Origin of the sequence: Nocardia abscessus NBRC 100374 (assembly GCF_000308455.1) — a bacterium.
GTDB lineage: Bacteria > Actinomycetota > Actinomycetes > Mycobacteriales > Mycobacteriaceae > Nocardia > Nocardia abscessus.
Genome location: NZ_BAFP01000139.1, coordinates 252,506 through 269,454, shown reverse-complemented (window position 1 = coordinate 269,454; position 16,949 = coordinate 252,506). Strand labels below are relative to the sequence as shown.

At 70.0% G+C, this 16,949-nt stretch carries 16 protein-coding genes; 9 read left to right on the top strand and 7 right to left on the bottom strand.

The genetic code is table 11. The features are described from left to right. Positions 1-6 precede the first annotated feature (6 nt). A complete protein-coding gene (locus ON19_RS28825) occupies positions 7-465 on the top strand; it encodes a MarR family winged helix-turn-helix transcriptional regulator (protein WP_043699469.1) in 459 nt (152 codons plus the stop codon). Here the strand turns inward: ON19_RS28825 and ON19_RS28820 are convergent. Beyond that, positions 455-1,213 carry an HAD-IIA family hydrolase gene (locus ON19_RS28820; protein WP_086006741.1) on the bottom strand — a complete coding sequence of 253 codons (759 nt, stop codon included), beginning with the start codon at positions 1,211-1,213 and terminating at the stop codon, positions 455-457. The two genes, ON19_RS28825 and ON19_RS28820, sit on opposite strands and share 11 nt — an antisense overlap. Positions 1,214-1,504: 291 nt before the next feature. Between ON19_RS28820 and fgd the strand changes: the two genes are divergently transcribed. Then, positions 1,505-2,515, top strand: coding sequence for a glucose-6-phosphate dehydrogenase (coenzyme-F420) (gene fgd, locus ON19_RS28815; RefSeq protein WP_043699468.1), 1,011 nt, complete (start codon positions 1,505-1,507; stop codon positions 2,513-2,515). A 67-nt stretch (positions 2,516-2,582) separates the two neighbouring features. Here fgd and ON19_RS28810 read toward each other — a convergent pair whose 3' ends face one another. Then, positions 2,583-3,089: a nitroreductase/quinone reductase family protein gene (locus tag ON19_RS28810; protein ID WP_043699465.1), complete on the bottom strand. Its 507-nt coding sequence runs from the start codon at positions 3,087-3,089 to the stop codon at positions 2,583-2,585. Positions 3,090-3,238: 149 nt separating this feature from the next. On the opposite strand from ON19_RS28810, the gene pta reads away from it, so the two are divergent. Both pta and ON19_RS28800 read left to right on the top strand, forming a co-directional pair. Beyond that, positions 3,239-5,311, top strand: coding sequence for a phosphate acetyltransferase (gene pta / locus ON19_RS28805; RefSeq protein ID WP_043699464.1), 2,073 nt, complete (start codon positions 3,239-3,241; stop codon positions 5,309-5,311). A 125-nt stretch (positions 5,312-5,436) separates the two neighbouring features. Next, positions 5,437-6,648: an acetate kinase gene (locus tag ON19_RS28800; protein WP_043699463.1), complete on the top strand. Its 1,212-nt coding sequence runs from the start codon at positions 5,437-5,439 to the stop codon at positions 6,646-6,648. Here the strand turns inward: ON19_RS28800 and ON19_RS28795 are convergent. From ON19_RS28795 to ON19_RS28785, 3 genes are all read right to left on the bottom strand, one after another. Beyond that, a complete protein-coding gene (locus ON19_RS28795; protein ID WP_083899694.1) occupies positions 6,645-9,038 on the bottom strand; it encodes a serine/threonine-protein kinase in 2,394 nt (797 codons plus the stop codon). The two genes, ON19_RS28800 and ON19_RS28795, sit on opposite strands and share 4 nt — an antisense overlap. Before the next feature lie 454 nt (positions 9,039-9,492). Continuing rightward, complete coding sequence (locus ON19_RS28790; RefSeq protein ID WP_043699461.1) at positions 9,493-10,476, bottom strand: glutamate ABC transporter substrate-binding protein; 984 nt, start codon at positions 10,474-10,476, stop codon at positions 9,493-9,495. Further along, positions 10,473-11,855: a GlnX family signal transduction membrane protein gene (locus ON19_RS28785; RefSeq protein ID WP_043699760.1), complete on the bottom strand. Its 1,383-nt coding sequence runs from the start codon at positions 11,853-11,855 to the stop codon at positions 10,473-10,475. The genes ON19_RS28790 and ON19_RS28785 overlap by 4 nt, the downstream gene beginning before the upstream one ends. A 184-nt stretch (positions 11,856-12,039) precedes the next feature. On the opposite strand from ON19_RS28785, the gene ON19_RS28780 reads away from it, so the two are divergent. Further along, positions 12,040-12,732 carry an NUDIX hydrolase gene (locus ON19_RS28780; protein ID WP_043699459.1) on the top strand — a complete coding sequence of 231 codons (693 nt, stop codon included), beginning with the start codon at positions 12,040-12,042 and terminating at the stop codon, positions 12,730-12,732. A 9-nt stretch (positions 12,733-12,741) separates the two neighbouring features. On the opposite strand, the gene thiE is transcribed toward ON19_RS28780, so the two are convergent. Continuing rightward, complete coding sequence (gene thiE, locus ON19_RS28775; RefSeq protein WP_043699458.1) at positions 12,742-13,440, bottom strand: thiamine phosphate synthase; 699 nt, start codon at positions 13,438-13,440, stop codon at positions 12,742-12,744. Positions 13,441-13,497: 57 nt separating this feature from the next. On the opposite strand from thiE, the gene thiO reads away from it, so the two are divergent. From thiO to ON19_RS28760, 3 genes are read left to right on the top strand one after another with little or no spacing between them, the layout of a single operon-like run. Continuing rightward, a complete protein-coding gene (gene thiO, locus ON19_RS28770; protein WP_157229875.1) occupies positions 13,498-14,571 on the top strand; it encodes a glycine oxidase ThiO in 1,074 nt (357 codons plus the stop codon). After that, entirely contained in the window at positions 14,568-14,786 is a 219-nt protein-coding gene (gene thiS, locus ON19_RS28765; protein WP_043699456.1) for a sulfur carrier protein ThiS, read from the top strand. The genes thiO and thiS overlap by 4 nt, the downstream gene beginning before the upstream one ends. Next, the gene (locus tag ON19_RS28760; protein ID WP_043699454.1) at positions 14,779-15,564 is read left to right on the top strand and encodes a thiazole synthase; all 786 of its coding nucleotides are present in this window, start codon (positions 14,779-14,781) and stop codon (positions 15,562-15,564) included. Before thiS ends, ON19_RS28760 begins: the two co-directional genes overlap by 8 nt. Positions 15,565-15,653: 89 nt before the next feature. On the opposite strand, the gene ON19_RS28755 is transcribed toward ON19_RS28760, so the two are convergent. Continuing rightward, on the bottom strand, positions 15,654-16,127 hold the full coding sequence (locus ON19_RS28755) for a DUF6194 family protein (protein WP_043699452.1): 474 nt from the start codon (positions 16,125-16,127) through the stop codon (positions 15,654-15,656). Positions 16,128-16,210: 83 nt separating this feature from the next. Between ON19_RS28755 and ON19_RS28750 the strand changes: the two genes are divergently transcribed. After that, complete coding sequence (locus ON19_RS28750; protein WP_043699450.1) at positions 16,211-16,912, top strand: MerR family transcriptional regulator; 702 nt, start codon at positions 16,211-16,213, stop codon at positions 16,910-16,912. Positions 16,913-16,949 lie beyond the last annotated feature (37 nt).

The following is a 16,949-nucleotide window of genomic DNA, read 5'->3' as shown; positions in this document are numbered from 1 at the left end:
TGCGGCATGAACAGCGAACAGGAGCTGTTCGCCACGACGGCGATCACGTCGTTCCGTTTGAACGGCCAGTTCCTCGCGGTGGCCGAGGAACTGGCGCGACCGGCGGGTCTGACCGCCGCTTGGTGGCAGGTGCTCGGCGCGGTGCTGCGGGCGCCGTTGCCCGTCGCCGGGATCGCCCGCGAGATGGGCATCACCCGCCAGAGCGTGCAGCGCATCGCGGATCTCCTGGTGGACAAGGGGCTTGCCGAATACCGTCCCAATCCCGCCCACCGCCGAGCGAAACTCGTCGCAGTCACCGAGGCGGGCCTGGCCGCGGTCCGCCGCATCGACCCGCAGCACAAGGTGATGTCCGAACGGCTCGTGGACGAGCTGGGCCGCGAGCAACTCGCGCTCACGGTCGAGATGCTCACCAAGCTGTCCGCGGCGATGGAGGCGATCGCCGCGGACGCCCCGCTCAGTCCGTGAACGGGGACTTCGTCTTACCGATCAGGTCGGCGACGGAGTCCACGACCATGGTCGGACGGTAGGGGTAGGCCTCGAAGGACGCGCGGGTGGAGATGCCCGAAGTGACCAGGATGGTGCGCATGCCCGCTTCCAGGCCGGAGATGACATCGGTGTCCATCCGGTCGCCGATCATCACCGTCGACTGGGAGTGCGCGCCGATGCGGCGCAGCGCCGAGCGCATCATCAGCGGGTTCGGCTTGCCGACGTAGTACGGATCGCGGCCGGTGGCGCGGGTGATCAGCGCGGCCACCGAGCCGGTCGCGGGCAGTGAGCCGTCCCGGGACGGCCCGGTCGGGTCGGGGTTGGTCGCGATGAAACGGGCGCCGCGCTCGACCAACCGGATCGCGGTGGTGATCGCCTCGAAGGAATACGTGCGGGTCTCGCCGAGGACGACGTAGTCCGGGTCGCTGTCGGTGAGCACGTAGCCGATCTCGTGCAGTGCGGTGGTGAGCCCGGATTCGCCCACCACGTAAGCGGTTCCGTTGGGACGCTGTTCGTTCAGGAAAGTGGCGGTGGCCAGCGCGGAGGTCCAGATCGCCTCTTCCGGGATGTCGAGGCCGGTGTGGCGCAGCCGCGCCTGCAGATCGCGCGGGGTGCGGATCGAATTGTTCGTCAGCACGAGGAACGGCGTCTCATTGGCGCGCAGTTCGGCGAGGAACTTGTCGGCGCCCGGGATGAGGTGGTCCTCGTGCACCAGCACGCCGTCCATATCGGTCAAGTAGGACAGGATCGGCTCGTCGTCTGCGGTCACGCGGCCATTATCCGCTATCGCCCCGTGACCGAAACCGGAACGACCGGTATGTGCCGGTCGCACCCCTGCACCGACGAACATTTCGACCCGGTGGCGGCGTTCTCCTGCTGTGGCCGGTCGAGTGAGCTCACGACCATGTCGCTACGAAGATCATCCGCGTCCAGGCCGTCGGCGCGGAGGGCGGCGGCGTTGGCTACTGTCGAGGACGGATCGCGATGGCGGCGAAACGAAACGCGAGGAGCGTGGCAGATGAGCGAACTCAAGCTCGGATACAAGGCATCGGCGGAGCAGTTCGGCCCCCGTGAACTCGTCGAGATCGCGGTGCTGGCCGAGGAACACGGCCTGGACAGCGCCACCGTGAGCGACCACTTCCAGCCGTGGCGGCACAAGGGCGGGCACGCGCCCTTCTCGCTGGCCTGGCTGGCCGCGGTCGGCGAGCGCACCAACCGCATCCAGCTCGGCACCTCGGTGCTCACCCCGACGTTCCGCTACAACCCCGCGGTGATCGCCCAGGCATTCGCCACCATGGGCTGCCTGTACCCGGACCGGGTCATGCTCGGGGTCGGCACCGGTGAGGCGCTCAACGAGATCGCCACCGGATACACCGGCGAATGGCCCGAGTTCAAGGAGCGTTTCGCGCGCCTGCGGGAGGCCGTCGACCTGATGCGCGCGCTGTGGACCGGCGACCGCGTGGATTTCGACGGCCAGTACTACAAGACCGTCGGCGCCTCCATCTACGACGTGCCCAAGGGCGGCATCCCGATCTACGTCGCCGCGGGCGGTCCGCTGGTCGCACGGTACGCCGGCCGTGCGGGCGACGGGTTCATCTGCACCTCGGGCAAGGGCATGGACCTCTACACCGAGAAGCTGATGCCCGCCGTCGCCGAGGGCGCGGCGAAGGCCGGACGCAGCGTCGACGGCATCGACCGGATGATCGAGATCAAGCTCTCCTACGACACCGACCCGGAACTGGCCAGGGAGAACACCCGGTTCTGGGCCCCGCTCTCGCTCACCGCGGAGCAGAAGCACAGCATCACCGACCCGATCGAGATGGAGACCGCCGCCGACGCGCTGCCGATCGAGCAGATCGCCAAGCGCTGGATCGTCGCCAGTGACCCCGACGAAGCCGTCGCCCAGATCAAGCCCTACCTCGACGCCGGCCTCAACCACCTGGTCTTCCACGCCCCCGGCCACGACCAGCGCCGCTTCCTTTCCCTCTTCCAACGCGACCTGGCCCCCCGCCTGCGCGCCCTGTCCTGACCTCCACGAGTGGCACACCACGGAGAGGTCTACTCGACCGATGCCGCAGTGGTGTGCCACTCGTGGGTCACGCCCGCTGGAGGGCGAAGATGCGGAGGTCGCGGGTGGTGCGGGTGCGGTAGGCGGCGTAGGCGCCGGTGATGTCTACGAAGCGCTGGAAGACCGGGTCTTTGTCGGGGGCTTCGACCGGGGTGGCGGTTACTCGGATGCGTTCGCCCGCGATCGCGACCGTGGCTGTCGGGTTCGCCAGCAGATTGGCGGTCCAGGCCGGGTGGTGAGCTTGGCCGAAGTTGCTGCCGATCACGTAGAGCGTGTCGCCGTCGTGCACGTACAGCAGGGGTTGGGTGCGCGGTTGCCCGGACTTACGGCCGATGGTGGTGAGCAGGATGACCGGTGCGCCGATCGGGCCGAGCAGGGTGTACTTGGCGCCGGTGCGTTCCAGGACCGCCCGATCCAGCGGGGTGATGGCGCGGACGAGCCGGGACCCGGCCTTGGTAGCCGCAAATCTACTTGCCGTGCGGGCGAATAGGTTGGTGCGCGAACCCCACTGCCGATCCGGAAAATGCTCAGCCATGCCCGGACTATAGCGGCGCGGGACACGGGCCACCGCGGCTTCAGCCGCTGTCCCGCGGCGAAGAGCGCCGAGACCGCTCGGTGCGTGGCGGCCGGTGACGAGGCTCGCACGCGCCGCTCGGTTGCCCCTGGTTCACTAAGCTCTCGGACATGGCCGACAACGCTCCATCCGCCGTGTACATCGCCTCACCCGAAGGCGACACCGGCAAGTCGACGGTGGCCCTCGGGGTACTGCAGATGCTGTGCGCGACCACCGCGCGGGTCGGGGTTTTCCGCCCGATCACGCGCTCGACCACCGAGCCCGACTACATCCTCGAGTTGCTGCTCGAGCACAGTACGGCCGACATCGACTACGCGCAGGCGATCGGCACCACCTACGAGCAGGTGCACGCCGACCCGGACGCGGCGATCAGCGAGATCGTTCAGCGCTTCCACGAGGTCGCCAAGCTGTGCGACGCGGTGGTCGTGGTCGGCAGCGACTACACCGACGTGGCCAGCCCCAGCGAGCTGCGCTTCAACGCGCGGATCGCGGTCAATCTGGGCGCCCCGGTGTTGCTGGTGGTCCGCGGCGCGGGCCGCACTCCGGACGAGGTGCGGCAACTGGCCGAACTGTGCGCGTCCGAGCTGGCCCACGAGCACGCGCAGCTGGTCGCGATCATCGCCAACCGCTGTGAGCCGCAGGGCTTGGACGAGGTGGCCGCCGTGCTGGGTGCGCTGGAGGTCCCCTCCTGGACTCTGCCCGAGGTTCCCCTGCTGATCGCGCCCACCATGGCCGAGCTGTGCACCGCCATCGACGGCGAGATGTACAGCGGCGACCCGGAATTGCTGCACCGCGAGGCGCTGAAGATCATGGTCGGCGGCATGACGGCCGAGCACATCCTGGAACGGCTGGTCGAGGGTGTCGTCGTGATCGCGCCGGGCGATCGGTCCGACGTGCTGCTCAGCGTCGTGAACGCGCATGAGGCGGAGGGCTTCCCGTCGCTGTCGGGCATCATCATGAACGGTGGCCTGCTGCCGCATCCCGCGGTGGCGCGGCTGATGACCGGTCTCAAGCCCAAGCTGCCGATTCTCACCACCGACCTCGGCACCTACGACACCGCGGGCGCGGCCTACCGCACCCGCGGCCGGATGTCCGCGGGCAACCCGCGCAAGGTCGACACGGCTCTGGCCTTGATGGAGGAACGCGTCGACGCGGTGGAGCTGTTGCGGCGCATCGACGTTCCACCCAGCTCGGTGATCACGCCCCAGATGTTCGAATACCAGCTCATCGAGCGCGCGCGAGCCGATCGCAAGCGCATCGTGCTGCCCGAAGGCGACGACGACCGCATCCTGCGCGCGGCGGGACGGGTGCTCCAGCGCAAGATCGCCGACCTGGTCATCCTCGGCGACGAGACGACCGTGCGCGCCCGCGCCGCCGAACTCGGGGTGGACATCTCCGCCGCCGAGGTGCTCGACCCGCATAGCTCCGGCTACCTGGACGAGTTCGCCGCCGAGTACGCCGAACTGCGCAAACACAAGGGCATGACGGTGGAGCGGGCCCGCGAAACCGTGGCCGACATCTCGTATTTCGGCACCATGATGGTGTACAAGGGAATCGCCGACGGCATGGTCTCTGGTGCGGCGCACACCACGGCGCACACCATCCGGCCGTCGTTGGAGATCATCAAAACGGTGCCGGGTGTCGCCACCGTCTCCAGCGTGTTCCTCATGTGCCTGGCCGACCGGGTGCTCGCGTACGGCGATTGCGCGGTCGTGCCGGACCCGACGGCGCAGCAGCTGGCCGACATCGCGGTCTCCTCCGCGGCGACCGCCGAACGCTTCGGCATCGAACCCAGGGTCGCGATGCTGTCGTATTCGACCGGCGAATCGGGCAGCGGCGCGGACGTGGACAAGGTGCGCGTCGCGACCAAGCTGGTGCGTGAGCGCACGCCGGAGCTACCGGTGGAGGGGCCGATCCAGTACGACGCCGCGATCGAACCGACCGTCGCCGATACCAAGCTGCCCGATTCCGAGGTCGCCGGGCGCGCGACCGTGTTCGTGTTTCCCGATCTCAATACCGGCAACAACACCTATAAGGCGGTGCAGCGCAGCGCGGGCGCGATCGCGATCGGGCCGGTGCTGCAGGGCTTGCGCAAGCCGGTCAACGATCTGTCCCGCGGCGCCCTGGTGGCCGACATCGTCAACACCGTGGCGATCACCGCCATCCAGGCGCAGGAGGGCTGATGCGGGCGCTGTCCGCTGCGGCGCGTCCGCGTGGCGGCGCGGAACAATCGCGTCGTGATCGTGGTTGCTGAGCGAGCGTGGTTGCCCCGCCGGGTGCGGTCGCCACGCGGGATACAGGAGGCGTAATGGGCGAGACGGCCGAGGACTTCGTGCTGGTGATCAACTCCGGCTCGTCGTCCATCAAGTATCAGCTCCTCGACCCGGAGTCGAGCGTGGTCGCCGCGTCCGGGATCGTGGAGCGCATCGGCGAGGACGACAGCGTGATCCAGCATCGCGCCGACGGCGAGTCGACCGAGCGCCGCGAGCCGATCGCCGACCACACCGCCGGGTTGCGGCTGGTCTTCGAGATGTTCGCCGCGACGGGCCACGATCTGCGGCGGGAGGGCGTGCGTGCGGTCGGGCATCGCGTGGTGCACGGCGGCGAGGTGTTCTACCGGCCCACCCTGATCGATGACGACGTGGCCGCCGCGATATCGGACCTGTCCGCGCTGGCGCCGCTGCACAACCCGGCCAACCTCGCCGGGATCGAGAGCGCGCGTGCGCTGTTGCCGGACGCGCCGCAGGTCGCCGTGTTCGACACGGCGTTCTTCCACGGGCTGCCCGCCGCCGCCAAGACCTACGCCATCGATGCCAAAGTGGCCGCCGCGCATGGCATCCGGAAGTACGGATTCCACGGGACCTCGCACGAGTACGTGTCCGGCCGGGTGGCCGAGCTGCTCGGGCGCGACCCGGGCGAGCTGAACCAGATCGTCTTCCACCTGGGCAACGGCGCGTCGGCTTCGGCCATCCGCGGCGGGCGCCCGGTGGACACCAGCATGGGCCTCACCCCTTTGGAAGGTCTGGTGATGGGCACCAGGCCGGGTGATCTCGATCCCGGCATCGTCGCGCATCTCGCGCGGTCCGCGCACCTGGACATCGATCAGATCGACACGCTGCTCAACCGGGATTCCGGCATCAAAGGCCTGTCCGGCGTGAACGATTTCCGCGAACTGCGCCGCCTCATCGAGACCGGTGACGAAGCCGCCCGGCTGGCCTACGACGTGTACGTTCATCGGCTGCGGCGCTATCTCGGGGCGTACCTGATAGAGCTCGGCGGCGTCGACGCGATCACCTTCACCGCCGGGGTCGGGGAGAACAGCCCGCAGGTTCGCGCCGACGCCCTGGCGGGCCTGGCCCGGTTCGGCATCGAGGTGGACCCGGCGGCCAACACGGCGGAAAACCGTGCCGCACGGCGGATCTCCCCGCCGGACGCACCGGTCGCGGTGCTGGTGGTGCCCACGAACGAGGAACTGGCCATCGCCCGTGCCGCGCGACAGGTGGTCGACCGGCTCGACTAGATCCAGGTCTTCGCGCGAATCGAATTGGCCAGGTCGACGAGCGCGTATCGATGCTTGCGGTCGGGCGCCCCGCGAGCCAGGGTGCGCAGGTTCGTCTCGGTGCGCGCCCTCAGTTCGCGTTCGGTGAACGGCACGCCGAACAGCGTGGCATCGGGGCGCTTCGGCACGTTGCCCGCCTGCAGCCACGCCAAGGCGGCGCCGAGGACCAGCACCCGCATCTGCACCGCGCGACTCTCGCCCGCGGGCAGGCTCCGCACCCGCGACGCCGAGATGTGCAGGGTGGCCTCGTCGAGGTCGGCCACCGGCGCGGCGGTGAGCATGAGCAGCACGGCGGTCATCCGCGCGGTGGTGAAATGCCGCGACGCGGCGGGCACCGCGTCCAGCGCCTGGACGGCCTGGTTCACCCGGCCGTCCGTGGCCAGTTGCCTGGCCAGCCCGAAGGCGGCGCTCACCACGGTGCGGTCGGTGCGCCAGACGGTCTCGTACGCCTTTTCCGCGTAGGCGCGCCACTGTTCGGGATCCGACGAGTCCCAATGCTGCAGAACGAGTTCGGCGGTGGCGGCGAGTGCGAGCTGGGGGGCGAGTTCGCCGGGAAGCACCCGGAAGACCTCGTCGAAATTCGTGAACGCGCGCTCATACTCCCGGTCGAGCAATTGGGCCATACCGCGATACCAGCTCACCCGCCATTCTCGTTGGGGTAGCCGTGCGAGCAGATCCAGGACCGTGGCCGACTCGCGCAGATCGAGCCGCACGCGCGCCTCGGCGAGGGTGAGTTCCAGATCGAGCGTTTCCGGGGCGTTGGCGGGATCGGTATCGGCTCGATCGCGGGCGTTGCGCAGCGCTTCCAGCGCGTGCGCGGGCTCGGGATGCACCGCGGCCGAGAGCAGGGGCGCGGACGGCTCGGCCGGGTCGAGCAGCGGGATCGGCAACCCCGCCACCACATCGAGAGCGTCGAGCAAGCTGCTGCGCGGCCGGCCGTCGGCGTAGGCGTCGGTCTGGCTGATCAGCTCCTCGGTGCCGAAGCTCGCCCGGGGCGGAGTGAACACGGTGGACAGCTGCGGGTGCTCGGTCTCGGTCTCCAGCGCGAGGATCTTGCGCAGCACGCCCGACAGCTGGGCCGACATCGCGCGGGCGGAAGGGAAGCGGCGCTGGGGATCCGGATCGGTGGCGCAGAGCAGCAGACGATGGAAGGACTCGTAGCGCGCCAGCACCGTTTCCTCGGCCGGGTCGGGCAGACCGTCGAGATAACGTCCGTGCTCCGAAGGCATGTTCAGCGTGAGCACGGCCAGCGTGCGCCCCACCGTGTAGATGTCCGAGGCGACGGTCGGGCCGGTGCGCGCGATCTCCGGAGCTTGGAAGCCCCTGGTGCCGTACAGGTTTCCGTAGGCCTCGATGGTGGCGACGGCGCCGAGGTCGATGAGCTTGACCTGGTCCTCGGTGACCATGATGTTGTCCGGCTTGAGGTCGTTGTAGGTCAGCCCGGTCGAGTGCAGGTACTCCAGCGCGGGCAGGATCTCCAGCAGGTAGGCGATCGCCTCGGTGACCGGCATGCGCTTCGGGCGTTCGTAGGCGTCGAGGATGTCACGCAGCGACCGGCCGCCCACGTACTCCATGACGATGTAGCCGACCGGTGTGCCGTCCGCGCCGGTGTGCTCGACGAAGTTGTAGATCTTGACGATGCTGGGATGCGCCACCTCGGCGAGGAACTGGCGTTCGGCCATGGCGACCGCCTGCGCTTCGGCGTCCCCGCTGTGCAGCAGGCCTTTCAGCACGACCCAGCGGTCGCTGACGTTGCGGTCGATCGCCAGGTAGATCCAGCCGAGTCCGCCGTGGGCGATGCAGCCTTGGATCTCGTACTGTCCGGCCACCATATCGCCGGGCCTCAGCGTGGGGCGGAAGTCGAAGGGCACGTCGCAGGTCGCGCAGGTGCCCGCCGTGGTCGCGGGGCGGGTCGCCGTCGCCCGGCCGACCGGTTTGCCGCAGCGCCAGCAGAATCGCCTGCCCTCCGAGACCACCGCGTCGGTGAGGACGGCGTCGCGAGGGTCCGCAGGCGTCACCGTCGGGATCGGCACCAGTCCCGCGCCGAGCCGCCGCACCGCAGGCCGGGTCCGCGCGGTGCGCACGCTGCGGCCGGAGGTGCGCAGTGGGGCGGATGTGGGTTCGGACGTCGTTCGCCGAGTTCTGTCCTGCTCCGCCTCTTCGGCCTGCGACGCCGTCTCCTCTGCGTCTACTGCCACCGTGCCGGGAATGTCGTCGGTGGAGCGCGCCGGTTGTTCGACATCCTGGTCCGCCTCTGGCGGCGGTGCTTCCTGGCGTCCGGCCGGGTCGAGGTCCGGCTCGCGGTTTCCCGCGCCCGTGCCCGCGGTGGTGTCCGTACTTCTCACCTGCATGCGGGTCGCGTCCGGGTCGTCTTCCGCCGCTCTGGCGCCCGATTCGGCGGTACCCGGTCTGCCGGTCGGGCCGGGTTCGCTTGCCTCGTCGCCTCCGGACGATGTCGCTCTCGCGGAATCGCGGTCGGCCGACATCCGCGGTTCCTGGTCTCCACCGGTGGTATCGGCGTCCCGGCTCCACGCGACCGTGCCGAACGACGATTCCGTTCGGCCGACCTGCCTGCCGGTGGCGTCCCGGTCCTCCGCGACCGGGTTCGGTTCGATCCGGCCGGACGGCCCGGCCGCGCTCACGTTCGGCTCGTAGTCTCCGCGCAGTCCTTCCGGCGCGGCTCCACCCGGGCGATGCCCGGCCGACCCGGGGAATCCGCCCTCGAACACATCGGCCGAACCGGGCCGTCCCGTGGCGGTCTCGTCCGGGTCGGGCTCGGGGGCTGGCCGTGTGCTCATTCGCCCGTCAGTCCTGATAGGTCGGGGCGGGCGGGGCGGGAACGGGGCCGAGCGAGGGAAGATACTTCTGGTATAGACCGACCCACGTGCCGTCATTGCGGATGCGTTCCAGCGTGCCGTTGACGAAACGGACGAGATCGTCGTTGCCCTTGGGGATGCCGATGCCGTACGGCTCCTCGCTGATGCTGCCGCCGACCAATTCGGTGTACGGGTCCTGCGCGGCCAAGCCGGCGAGAACGGCGTCGTCGGTGCTGACCGCGTCCACCTGGCGCTGCTGCAGGACGACCAGGCAGTCGGCCCAGCTCGGCACGGTGAGGATGGTCGCGGCAGGCTGGTCGCGGCGAATGTGCTCCAGCGACGTGGTGCCGGAAACGATGCACACCCGTCGACCGGCGAGATCGGCCAGACTGCGGATACCGGAGTTCTTCACCGCGAGCACCCGCTGGTTCGCGTGCAGATAGACGGTGGAGAAGGCGACCTTCTCGCGGCGCTCGCAATTGATCGTCATGGTCTTGGCCACCAGGTCGACGGTGCGGTTCTGCAACGCCGTCTCGCGTTCGGCGGAGCCCAGGCTGCGGAACTCGATCAGATCCGGGCTGCCGAGCAGGTCGCGGGCCACCTCCCTGGCGATGTCGGCGTCGAAGCCGACGATGGCGCCGGAGACCGGGTCGCGGTAACTGAACAGATTGCTGCCGGTGTCCAGGCCGACGAGCAGCCGGCCGCGCGCCCGGATCGCATCGATCGCGGGGCCGCGCGCGGCGGCCCCGGCTCCGGTCGGGCGCAGGCTGGCGGTCGCGTCTCCGCATCGCGGTTTGCCCGGCGGCAGTGGGACGGGCGAATCGGTGAACACCGGAACGGCTTTGGCGGGCAGCGGCGGATCGGTGTAGACGGGCGACTTGGTCGGCGCAGGCGCACTGGAATCGCTGGTACAGCCGCTCGCCAGCGCCGTCACGACGAGAACGGCCCCCAGAATGCCGCGCGCGGATCTCATCGGTACTCCCGAAGCCGGGGCCACATGCCCAGTCCGACATAGCATGCCGCCAGAATGCCGAGCACCATCGCTCCGGCGCCCAGGAAATCCAATACCCGCGCCGCCTGCGAGATCCTGTCGCGCAGGGTGTCCCTGGTCGCGGTGATTCCTTGCTCGAGCGAACGGTCCAGCGCCTCCACCTGCACGGTGGCGTCCGCGGCGCCGGGACCGGTCGCCATCACGGCCGCGGTGTTGAAATCGCCCTTGGCCAGCGCGTCGTTCATGCGCTGATGCGCCACCCGCCAGCGAGCCAGCGCCGGAACGGCGTTGCGCACTTCGCCCGCCGCGGGCGCGGAATCGGGATAGTTGCCGAGCAGATCGGCCAGCCGCTCGATGTCCGCGTCGTAGGTGCGGTCGTAGTCGCCGGTGGCGTCCCGGCGCACCAGTTTCAACGTCTCCGCGGCGCGCGCCTGCTGCGCCAGGATCCGGCTCTCGGTCAGCCGTGAGGAGGGCACCGCGCCGTCGTCGCGGGCGCTGATCATCGACGTCGCCGACACCGAGCCCGCGATCACCGTCCACGCCAGCAGGATCAGCATGGCCGCCGATGCGAGCAGCAGGCCCGGATTGAGCACTCGCCGCCAGCGGCGCGCCAGATCCCGCTGCACCCAGACCAGCACGCCCAGGGTGAGGATGAGCAGGCCGATCGCGGGCCACGGTGGGCGCACGTGGTTGCGCTGCGCGTCGGTCACCGCCGCCGAGCGATGATTGTGTAATTCCTCGGCCATCGGTAGCAGCGTCGTCTGCATCTGGTTGGACGCCTCACTCAAATACGCGGCCCCGACCGGATATCCGCTGCGATTGTTCGTTCGTGCGGTTTCCACCAGACCCGAGTACACCGGCAGGCCGGTAACTATGCCGGTTCGCAGCCGGGCATCCGGATCCATGCCCGCGTTCGGCCCGACGGCACGGTCGGATTGAGTCACCAATTCTGCGGCCGCCTCGCCCATGGCCTGCGTGTAGCGGTCGCGCACCGCCTGCGGTTCCAGCCCGCCCGCGATGAAGGCGGTGCTGGCGGCGGCGTCGGCGATCGACAGCGAGGTGTAGAGCCGATGCGCCGAGTGCGCGTCCGGCTCGGTGTCGTAGAGCAGCACGTCCAAGCCCTGCTGCCGGTCACCCACCGTCGCGGCGGTCACCGAACCCGCGGCCAGGCACAGGCCGATGAGCAGCAGGCCGAGCGCGATCAGCCGCCCCGGTGAGGAATTGGCGAACGAACGCAGGTTGGACAGGTCGAGACGTTCGCGCACCACCGCGACGCTCAGCCCGCCCGGAATGTCCCGACCGGCGGGCTCGGGCGCGGACGACGGCAGGATTTCGGCCGTCGTCGGCTCGGAGCTAGCCATGTCCACCTCCCCAGTTTGGGCCGCCTGCGCGGATTTCTCGACGGCTGGACCGAGAATTCGATCGACCCGTGCGTGTTGGTGCGGAGTTTATTGTGGTCGTACGGGCGCCGCGGCGTGTGAAACACCCCCGGTTGGGAGGAAACGGGGTGGGGCACTGCCGTAGCTGGACGAGGATGGGTACGAGATGCGTGGTGACGGTGACGGTTGGTCGCGTGGCCCGGACGGATTGCGGCACTGGGGTCGCTTCGGCGCCGCCGGACTTCTCCTGCGCGCTCCGCTCGCCGGCGGCGGCTCGGCGGTGCTGCTGCAACACCGCGCCCCCTGGAGTCATCAAGGCGGGACCTGGGCGTTGCCCGGCGGGGCGCGCGACAGCCACGAGACGCCGGTGCACGCGGCGGTCCGCGAGGCGTGGGAGGAGGCGGGCATCGAGCCCGCCGACGTCCGGGTCCGCGGCGAGCGGGTGACGGCGTCGGCGCTGAGCGGCTGGACCTACACGACCGTCGTCGCCGACGCGGTCATGACCCTCCCGACCACCGGCAATCGCGAGAGCACCGAATTGGCCTGGATTCCCGAAGACGAGGTCGAGGCCCGTCCGCTGCACCCCGGCTTCGCCGCGTCCTGGCCGACGTTGCGCGCCGCGCCCGCGCGGGTGCTGCTCGCCGAGATCGGCGACGACCGCGCGGTGGCCGCCGCGCTGCCGCGCACGCTCGACCTCGCCGACCTCGGTTTCGTTTGGCTGCATTCGGATCCGGCCGGGCCGGGCGATTACGCCAGGATCGTCGACGAGCCGGGCACGCAGGTCGCCGAACCGGCGTCGAACGGAAACACGGCGGTGGAGACCGCGCTTTCGTTCACCCGCGGGCAGGTGCTTTCCTGACCGCGACGCTCACGCGTTCGCCAGCAGCGCCGTTTTCAGCTCGCGCGCCGCGGCCTCCGGATCGCGTGCCTCGGTGATCGCCCGGACCACGACGACCCGCTTCGCCCCGGCTTCCAGCAGCTGCGCGAGATTGTCGGCGTTGATCCCGCCGATGGCGAACCACGGCCGGGTGGGATGGGCCTCCGCGGTCGAGCGGACCAGTTCGGGGCCCGCCGCCTGCCTGCCGGGTTTGGTGGGGGTCGCCCAGATGGGGCCGGTGCAGAAGTAATCGATGTGCTCATCGATCGCGGCGAGCCCGGCCTGCGCGCGATTGTGCGTGGATCGTCCGATCACCACGTCGGGCCCGAGGATCCGGCGCGCGTACCAGGGCGGAAGGTCGCCCTGCCCGAGATGGAGCACGTCGGCGCCCGAGGCGAGCGCGATGTCCGCGCGGTCGTTCACCGCGACCAGCCCGCCGCGCCTGCGCGCGGCGGCCTTCAGTTCGGCGAGCGCGCCGAGTTCGGCCCTGGCCTCCAGCGGGCCGAACTTCGCCTCGCCCGGTGAGCCTTTGTCCCTGAGCTGGATGATGTCGACTCCGCCCGCGAACGCCGCCTCGGCGAACTTGGCCAGATCGCCCTTCTCCCGGCGTGCGTCGGTGCAGAGATACAGCCGCGCGTTCGCCAGACGCTCCCGCGGCGAGGCGGGTCGATTCGGGTGGGAGGGTTGCACGCCTTCGACGGTAGCCGCGCTACCGTGGGGATGCGAAACAGGAGGCAGGTGGATCGGATGCGGACTCTGGCCGTCGTCGGTGGCGGCGCCGTCGGGCTCGCCACGGCCTGGCGGGCCGCCGAGGCCGGTTGGTCGGTCACCCTGTTCGATCCGGCCGTCGCGACCGGCGCTTCCTGGGTGGCCGGGGGCATGCTCGCACCGCTGTCGGAGGGCTGGCCCGGCGAGGAGCGGGTGCTCGCGTTCGGCGCCGCCTCGCTGTCCCGCTGGCCCGAGTTCGCCGCCCGGCTGGCGGCCGCGACCGCGGTGCCGGTCTTCGTGGCCGACGAGACCATGACCGTCGCGCTCGACGCGGCCGACGCCGCCGACCTGCGCACCGTCGCCGACTGGGTCGGCGAACGCGGACACGAGCTGCATGTTCTGGACCGCGCCGGAGTTCGGGAGCGGGAACCGAGCCTGGCCAGGACGGTGCGCGCGGGGCTGCTCGCACCCACCGAACCCGCGGTCGACAATCGCAAACTCGTCGGCGCGCTGCGGCAGGCGGCCGTGGCGGCGGGCGTCACGCTGCGCGCCGAATCCGTAGACTCGCTGACGGAACTTCCGCACGACCAAGTCGTGCTCGCCGCCGGGGCCGCGTCGGCGACGTTGTGGCCCGAGCTGCCGGTCCGCCCGGTCAAGGGCGAGATCCTGCGCCTGCGGCAACGGCCCGGGGTCGCTCCGGCGCCGCGCCGGGTGATCCGGGCACGGGTGCACGGACGGCCGGTGTATCTGGTGCCGCGCGCGGACGGGATCGTCGTCGGCGCCACGCAGTACGAAGCGGGTTTCGACACCGCGGTGACCGTCGCGGGCGTCCGTGACCTGATCGCCGACGCGGAGGCGGTGTTCCCCGGCATCGGCGAATACGAACTCGCCGAGGCGAGCGCAGGCTCCCGGCCGGGCAGCCCCGACAACCTGCCGCTGATCGGCCGGCTCACCGACCGGATCGTCGCGGCCACCGGACACGGCCGCAACGGCATGTTGACACTGCCGCTCACGGTGGACGCGGTGGCGAGCCTGCTCGGCGGGGCAACGCTGCCCGAAGCGGAAGTAGCCGACCCGCAACGCTTTTCGACGACTGTAGGAGGAAGCCGATGACGCTGTCATCCGTTCCCATCGGTGTCACGGTGAACGGCGACGAGCACGAGTTCGCCGAGCCGCTCACCGTGCGCGAGTTGCTGGACCGCCTCGGCCTGCCGTGCCAGGGTGTCGCGCTCGCGGTGGACGGGGCTGTGTTTCCCAAGTCGCGCTGGGACGAACCGGTCGGGCGCGGCTGGCAGATCGAGGTGCTGACGGCGGTTCAAGGTGGCTGAGGCAGCGACGGCATCCGGGCGGGCCGACGCCCCACTGCGGATCGCCGACCGTGAATTCGGTTCCCGCCTGATCATGGGGACCGGCGGCGCGGAGAACCTCGCTGTGCTGGAGGAGGCGCTGATCGCCTCCGGCACCGAGCTGACCACCGTGGCCATGCGGCGCATCGACGCCGCGGGCGGCACCGGCGTGCTCGACCTGCTGAAACGGCTGGACATCGCGCCCCTGCCGAACACGGCGGGTTGCCGCACCGCGGCCGAAGCGGTGCTCACCGCGCAGCTGGCGCGCGAGGCGCTGGACACCAACTGGGTGAAGCTCGAGGTGGTCGCCGACGAGCGCACCCTGCTGCCCGATCCGATCGAATTGCTCACCGCCGCCGAACAACTCGTCGACGACGGATTCGTCGTACTGCCCTACAGCAACGACGACCCGGTCCTGGCCCGGCGCCTGGAGGACGCGGGCTGCGTGGCGGTGATGCCGCTGGGCGCGCCCATCGGCACCGGCCTCGGCATCGGCAATCCGCACAACATCGAGATGATCGTCGCGGACGCGAAGGTCCCGGTCATCCTGGACGCGGGCATCGGCACCGCGAGCGACGCCGCGCTCGCCATGGAACTGGGCTGCTCGGCGGTGCTCCTGGCCACCGCCGTCACCAGGGCGCACCGTCCCGAACTGATGGCCGCCGCCATGGCGGACGCGGTGCGCGCCGGATACGCCGCCCGCTTGGCCGGGCGCATCCCGAAACGGTTCTGGGCGCAGGCCTCCTCCCCGGCGCTGTAACGAAACTCGGGCCCGCGAGTGGCACATGGTGGAGAGGTCTTCTCGCACTTCGCCGCAACCATGTGCCACTCGTGGGCTTGACGGAGCGGTTAGGCGTGGGTGGGTGAGGTGCGGCGTTTGTAGCGGGAGCGTGCGAGGTTGTATGCCGTTTGGAGGAGTTCGCGTGTGGGGTCGGTGGTTCGCTGGTCTGGATTCACGATCGCGAGCCAACCGGCGGATTTGTAGATCGGGTGGGGGATGACCGTGTCTGTCGCGCTTGGGTCGTGGTCTGGGGATGGTTCGCGGGGGGTGTGGCCGGTCCATTGGATGAAGGCTTCTTTGCCTGCGTTGATGTTGACGCGGAAGGTGTCCGGGCGGTCCAGGTGGGATTCCTCGTCGCCGGGGTAGTTCTTCGTGACGATCGTCGCGAAAGGTTGGGTCGTCGTCGGTACGACGCCGTCGGGTGAGTAGTAGAAGAAGGTGTCGCCCCAGCTGATTTCGGGTGAGCCGTCGCCGGGGCCGGGGGTGAGGCTCAGGACTCCGTCGAGGGCGGAGACGAAGGCGATGATCTCGTCGATGGTCATGTGCTCCAGCGAATCATTAAGGTGCTTGTGGAGACTTCGAGCGAGATATACAGGGAAGTTGGGTGGAAACTCGCAACTGCGTAATGCGCACGGTCGATGTGGCGCGGCGTGCCGGGTACTCCGTGCAGCAGATCCGCAACCTCGAGCGCGATGGTGTTCTGCCCATGGCGATACGCACCGCGACGGGCTATCGCAGATACGGCGAGCTGCACTTGCGTTCCGCGCTCGCCTACCGAGCGCTGGCAGCGGGGGTCGGCCCGGTCGAAGCCAAGCGAATCGTTCGTGCCGTCCACGAAGGACCGTTCGCCCAGGTGCTCGCCCTGCTCGACGCGGCACACGCCAGGCTGCACCGGGAGCGCGCCGATCTGGAACTCGCCCAGCGGGCGGCGGCGGCGATCTCCGCCGAGCCGATCGCCGACGTGCGCCCGTCGGACGCGATGAGCGTGTCCGAACTCGCCGCCGCGCTGGGCGTGCGCCCGTCGACCCTGCGGCATTGGGATGCCGAAGGGCTCGTCGTTCCGGATCGTGTCTCCGCACAGGGAACGAGGCGGTACTCGCCTGCCCAGGTCCGGGACGCGCGGATCGTCCACCAGCTCCGCAGTGCCGGATACCGCGTCGACCTGCTGCGAAGACTGCTGCCCGGCCTGCCGCGCGGCGAGGTGGCCGCAGCGCTGGCAGCCCGCGACGCGAACATCACGGCCCGCTCGCGTGCACTTCTCGACGCGGCGTCGGCGCTCGGCGCCGTGCTCGCTCTCGTGGCGCATCCGGCGGTCGGCGAGCCCTGACCGAGTGGGGGGATGCCCCTAGGGTGCCGAAGGCGAA